Annotated in this window: 5 protein-coding genes; 4 read left to right on the forward strand and 1 reads right to left on the reverse strand. The window is 66.7% G+C overall.

Annotated elements, in window-relative coordinates; genetic code table 11:
- Window positions 1-56 precede the first annotated feature (56 nt).
- Window positions 57-635 (reverse strand): superoxide dismutase [Fe], encoded by a 579-nt coding sequence (sodB, locus tag K0M70_RS15370; protein ID WP_290783444.1) that lies wholly within the window; start codon window positions 633-635, stop codon window positions 57-59.
- Window positions 636-744: 109 nt separating this feature from the next.
- Between sodB and grxD the strand changes: the two genes are divergently transcribed.
- The 4 genes from grxD to K0M70_RS15390 all read left to right on the forward strand — a co-directional run bounded on the left by grxD (window position 745) and on the right by K0M70_RS15390 (window position 5,878).
- Entirely contained in the window at window positions 745-1,068 is a 324-nt protein-coding gene (gene grxD, locus K0M70_RS15375; protein ID WP_290783448.1) for a Grx4 family monothiol glutaredoxin, read from the forward strand.
- A complete protein-coding gene (locus tag K0M70_RS15380; protein WP_290783451.1) occupies window positions 1,065-1,826 on the forward strand; it encodes an SDR family NAD(P)-dependent oxidoreductase in 762 nt (253 codons plus the stop codon). The genes grxD and K0M70_RS15380 overlap by 4 nt, the downstream gene beginning before the upstream one ends.
- Complete coding sequence (locus K0M70_RS15385; protein ID WP_290783454.1) at window positions 1,823-2,422, forward strand: MarC family protein; 600 nt, start codon at window positions 1,823-1,825, stop codon at window positions 2,420-2,422. The genes K0M70_RS15380 and K0M70_RS15385 overlap by 4 nt, the downstream gene beginning before the upstream one ends.
- A 213-nt stretch (window positions 2,423-2,635) precedes the next feature.
- Window positions 2,636-5,878: a TonB-dependent receptor gene (locus K0M70_RS15390; protein ID WP_290783456.1), complete on the forward strand. Its 3,243-nt coding sequence runs from the start codon at window positions 2,636-2,638 to the stop codon at window positions 5,876-5,878.
- Window positions 5,879-5,926 lie beyond the last annotated feature (48 nt).

Below are 5,926 nucleotides of genomic sequence, written 5' to 3' on the forward strand. Positions count from 1 at the left end.
GAAGGCGCCGACCTGGAATGACCCTTGGCGCCCGCCGGTGGGCGTGCGCGCGGGCGTCAGTTCATCTGCTTGGCGACGAAGTCCCAGTTCACCAGGTTCCAGAAGGCTTCGACGTACTTGGGGCGGGCGTTGCGGTAGTCCACGTAGTACGCGTGTTCCCACACGTCGCAGGTGAGCAGGGGCGTGTCGGTGCCGGTCAGCGGAGTGGCCGCGTTGGGGGTGCTCACCAGGGCCAGCGAACCGTCGGGACGCTGGACCAGCCAGGCCCAGCCAGAGCCGAAGGTGGTGACGGCTGTCTGGGTGAACTGTTCCTTGAACGCCGCGAACGAACCGAAGGCCTTGGTGATGGCTTCGGCCAGGTCGCCGGTGGGCTCGCCGCCGCCGTTGGGCTTGAGGCAGTTCCAATAGAAGGTGTGGTTCCAGACCTGGGCGGCGTTGTTGAACATGCCGCCCTGGGCCTTGCGCACGATGGCTTCAAGCTCGAGCTCTTCGAACTCGGTGCCCTTGATCAGGTTGTTGAGGTTGGTGACGTAGGCCTGGTGGTGCTTGCCGTAATGGAAGTCGATGGTTTCGCCGGAAATGTGCGGCTCCAGCGCGGTACGGTCGTAGGGCAGGGCAGGCAGTTCGATGGCCATGGAATTCTCCGGTTGCGAGGGGGGCGGACGCCGTCGGGCGCCGCGTTGGCCTTATAATTCTAGCCTTAACGCGCCCGGCTTCCGGGCTGCGGCCTGAACGGAGTTTTCCATGAGTGTGCAGGAACAGATCAAGGCCGAGGTCGAGGGCCATCCCATCGTGCTCTTCATGAAAGGCACCCCGCAGTTCCCGATGTGCGGCTTCTCCAGCCGGTCGGTGCAGGCCTTGAGGGCTGCCGGGGCGGCCAGCTTCCACACGGTGAACGTGCTTGAGCAGCCCGAGATCCGCGCCAACCTGCCGCGCTATTCGGATTGGCCGACCTTCCCGCAGCTCTTCATCAATGGCGAGCTCATCGGCGGCTGCGACATCACCGTTGAGCTGCTCGACAGCGGCGAGCTGGCGCGCATGGTGGCCGAGGCGCAAAAGGCGGCATGAATCCGGACGCGGCCTCGATGCCCCTGGTCGCCGCCGACGCCCTGCTGGGGCGCACGGTGCTGATCACCGGCGCCCACGGAGGCCTGGGCGCCGAGGCCGCCAAGGCCTGCGCCCGCGCCGGCGCCACGGTGGTGCTGGCCGGAAGAAGGGTGCCCAAGCTCAATCGGGTCTATGACGCGGTGAAAGCGCTGGGCCCCGAGCCGGCGCTTTACCCGCTGGACCTGGCCGGGGCCGACCCGTCGGACTACGCCGTGCTGGCCGAGAAGGTCGCCACCGAGTTGGGCGGGCTGCACGGTCTACTGCACTGCGCGGCCGAATTCACCGGGCTGGCCCCGCTGGAGGCCACCGACCCGGAGGCCTTCGTCCGCAATCTGCACGTCAACCTGACGGCGCCCTGGCTGCTCACCCAGGCTTGCCTGCCCTGGCTGCGCCAGGCGGACGACAGCGCCGTGGTGTTCGTCACCGACGACCCGGCCCGGGTCGGCAAGCCCTACTGGGGTGCTTACGGCCTGGCCAAGCTCGGCCTGGCCCACCTGGTGCACCAGCTCAGCGCCGAGACCGATGCCACCACGGTCCGGGTAGCGGGCCTGGAGCCTGGCCCGATGCGCACCGACCTGCGCGCCCGCGCCTACGCCGACGAGGCCCAGCTGCGGGTGCCGGCGGCGGCGGCCTACGCCCCGGCCTGCGTGCATCTTCTCAGTGCCGCGGGCGTCGATCGCCGGGGCCAGGTCTGGGCCCCGCGGGTGCCGTCGCCGTGACCACCCTGTCCGCGGCGCTGCTGCTGTTCCTGATCCTGGACCCGCTGGGCAACATCCCGGTGTTCCTGGGCCTGCTCAAGCCGCTGCCCGCGCACCGCCGCCGGATCGTGCTGGTCCGGGAGCTGCTGATCGCCCTGGGGGTGCTGCTGGCCTTCATGTGGGGCGGCAAATACGTGCTCGAGGCCATGCACCTGCGCCAGGAGTCGGTGTCCATCGCCGGCGGCATCGTCCTGTTCCTGATTGGCCTGAAGATGGTGTTCCCGCGCCCCGAGGGCATGTTCGGTGAAATGCCGGACGGCGAGCCCTTCATCGTCCCCATGGCCATCCCCCTGGTGGCCGGCCCCTCGGGCATGGCCGCCGTGATGCTGCTGGGCAGCCAGGACCCGGGCCGGATGGGCGACTGGACCCTGGCCCTGGTGCTGGCCTGGCTGGGCACCGCGGTGCTGCTGTTCTCGGCCACCTCCCTCTACAAGGTCCTGGGCATGCGGGTGCTGCTGGCCGTGGAGCGCCTGATGGGCATGCTGCTGGTGGCCATTTCGGTACAGATGCTGCTGGACGGCGTGGCCACCTACCTGCGGGCCGCGCCCGGACTGTAAGGCCCTGCCTCGCGGGCAGCCTTGACCGACATGGGCTTGTCACCTGAATGACATGTGACCAATGTAGCGTGTTAAACTCTTGTTATTGCCCGGGTCGCAGGGGACTCCCGTCCAGGCAACTCTTCAAGGATTAGCCGCGCCTGGCCCGTCAGGCGCAGCGGCGGGACGCCGCACCACCCATTTCCTCAGTCACTAAAATCAGGGTTAACCACCATGACCAATCGCAACCGGGTTCGGCTGTCTCAGCTCTCCCTTGGCCTCGCCATCGCCCTTGCGGCCGCGCCGGCCTTCGCCCAGAACACCACGGCCGTCGTCGGCGGTCGCATCGTCGCCGCTGATTCGCAGCCCGTTTCCGGCGCCCAGGTGACCATCCTGCACGTGCCCACCGGCACCACCAGCACGGCCACCACCAGCGCCGACGGACGTTACGCCGCGCGCGGCCTGCGCGTCGGCGGCCCGTACACCATCACGGTCGTCAAGGACGGCGTGAGCGAAGTGCGCGAGGGCGTGTACCTGCAGCTGGCCGAGACCACCTCGGTTGACGCCGTGCTGGGCGAAGACACCACCACGCTGGCCGCGGTGGAAGTCACCGGCGCCGCCGTCACCGCCGAAGTGTTCAGCGCCGACAAGATGGGTACCGGCACCAACGTGAGCCGCGACCAGATCGACTCGCTGCCTTCCGCCGGCCGCAACATCCAGGACTACATCCGCCTGGACCCGCGCATCTCGCAGGTCAGCAAGGCTGACGGCGCGATCTCGGCCGGTGGCCAGAACACCCGTTACAACCTCATCAAGATCGACGGCGTCAGCTCGTCCGATCCGTTCGGCCTGGAATCGAACAACCTGCCGACCGAGCGTCAGCCGGTGTCCATCGATGCCATCGAAGCGATCAACGTCGACGTGGCCAACTACGACACCACCATCGCTGGCGGCACCGGCGCGGTGGTGAACGCGGTGACCAAGTCGGGCACCAACGAGTTCGGCGGCTCGGTGTACTACACCCTGCGCGACGGCGATTGGGTCCGCGAGGACCTGCGTGGCGTCACGTTCAACGGCTTCTCGGAAGAAACCACCTACGGCGGCACCTTCGGTGGCCCGCTGATCAAGGACCGCCTGTTCTTCTTCGTGAACTACGAGAACTACACCCGTGGCGACCCGGGCACCGGCTTCTCGGACACGCCGTTCGGCAGGGGCCTGATTACTCCGGCCAACGTCACGGCCGTCCAGGCCGCGGCCGCCGCCTACGGCTTTGATGCCGGCGGCACCGCTGTTTCGGGCGACACCAACATCGAAGAGTTCGCGGTCAAGATCGACCTGAACATCACCGACGACCACCGCGCCGCGCTGCGCTACAGCAGCCTCGAGCAGAACGTCCTGCGCTTCCCGCAGGTCGACAACAACTCGATCTCGCTCAGCAGCTTCTGGTACGACCTGCCCAAGACCTTCGACACCACCGTGCTCGAGCTCTTCAGCGACTGGACCGAGAACTTCTCGACCGAGTTCAAGGCCTCCTACCGCACGTATGATTCCGTGCGCGTGCCGCTGTCGAACCTGCCGCAGATCGAAATCCGTGGCTTTGGCGGCAACAGCAGCATCTTCATCGGCACCGAGCAGAACACGCATGTGAACGTGCTCGAGACCGAGCAGGTGAGCCTGTTCGGCTCCGGCAATCTGTTCGTCGGCGACCATGCCATCAAGTTCGGCTTCGACCACGAGTCGAACGACATCTTCAACTACTTCGGCCGCAACCAGAACGGCACCTACACCTTCAACAACCTGGCGGCGTTCGTCGCCGGCACCCCGACCAACTACGTGGTGCGTGGCCCGGGTCCGGGCCGTACCTACGACGACATCCCGGCTTCGTACAACCAGAAGAACACCGGTCTGTTCGTGCAGGACAGCTGGTCGGTGAACTACAACCTGACCCTGATGTTCGGCCTGCGCTACGACATGCCCGACTTCGACGACCAGCCGGTGTTCAACGCGCTGATCGATTCGACCTACGGCTATGACAACACCCGCACCGTCGACGCCAGCCTGCTGCAGCCGCGCGCCGGCTTCAACTACACCTTCGACTCCGATCGCCCGACCCAGCTGCGCGGCGGCGTGGGCCTGTTCCAGGGTGCTTCGCCCAACGTCTGGGTGGCCGGCGCCTATGGCAACACCGGCCTGAGCTACACCGAGTACTCGCTGGGCGGCTCCGGCAACCCGCCGGTGGCTCCGTTCACGCCCAACCAGCCGCCGTTCATCCCGGCCGGTGGCGCTGGCCGCCAGAACGTCGACATCATCGAGCCGGGCTTCGCCCTGCCGTCGACCTGGAAGGCCAACCTCGCCTTCGACCACGAGCTGCCGTGGTACGGCACCGTGTTCAGCGCCGAGCTGCTGGTGACCAACGTCAAGGACGGTATCGTCATCGACCGCCTGGACATGTTCAACTCGGCGGGCCAGGGCGTCACCGCCGTCGGCCCCGATGGTCGCGAACTGTACTGGAACGCGCGCGGCCTCGACCCGGCCTTCCGCGACACCTTCGGCATCACCGACGGCCGCAACGGCGTGGGCAACCGCTTCTTCCGCCCGGCCGGCGTGGGCGACGTGTTCCTGCTGCGCAACACCAGCGAGGGCGAGAGCCAGCAGCTGACCGTGGGCCTGGACAAGCCGATGGTGGACAACTGGTCCTGGAGCTTCGCCTACACCTACACCGCGGCGACCGACGTCACCCCGCTGACCAGCTCGCAGAACTCGTCGAACTGGGGCAGCACCCTCATCCGCAACCAGGGTGAAGACGTGGCGTACGACTCGCGCTACGCCATCAAGGACCGCTTCACCGGCTCCCTGCAGTGGAAGCACAACTTCTTCGGCGACAACGAAACCCGCGTGGGCATGTTCTACGAAGGTCGCTCGGGCCGTCCGTTCAGCTACATCTTCCGCAACGACGCCAACGGCGACGGTGGTGGCTTCAACGACCTGTTCTACGTCCCCAATGGTCCGGGCGACGTGATCTGGACCGGCGGTGCGGCGATGGAAGCTTCGTTCTTCGCCTACCTGGCCGACAACCCGGAACTGTCGGCCTACCAGGGCCAGATCGCCCCGGCCAACGGCTTCCGCACCGGCTTCGTGAACAACTTCGACGTTCGCGTGTCGCAGGAACTGCCGGGCTTCGCCGAAGACCACAAGGCCGTGCTGGCCCTGGACATCATGAACATCGGCAACCTGCTGAACGAAGACTGGGGCGTGATCGAAGATTACGGCTTCAACTCCACCCAGCAGCTGGCGAACTACTCCGGCGTGTGCACCGCGACCGTCACCCCGCTGTGCCCGGCCGGCTCGCAGGGTCGTTACGTCTACACCTGGACGGGTCCGGGCACGGGTCCGGGCGTGCAGGAGAACAACAACGACAAGGGCAACACCGGCGTGTCGCGCTGGTCGGTCAATTTGAGCATCAGGTACCACATATAAAACCCCACAAGCACGGCGAAAAAAGCCCCCGGGTAAACCCCCCGAGAC

The organism is Arenimonas sp., from assembly GCF_019459675.1.
GTDB lineage: Bacteria > Pseudomonadota > Gammaproteobacteria > Xanthomonadales > Xanthomonadaceae > Arenimonas.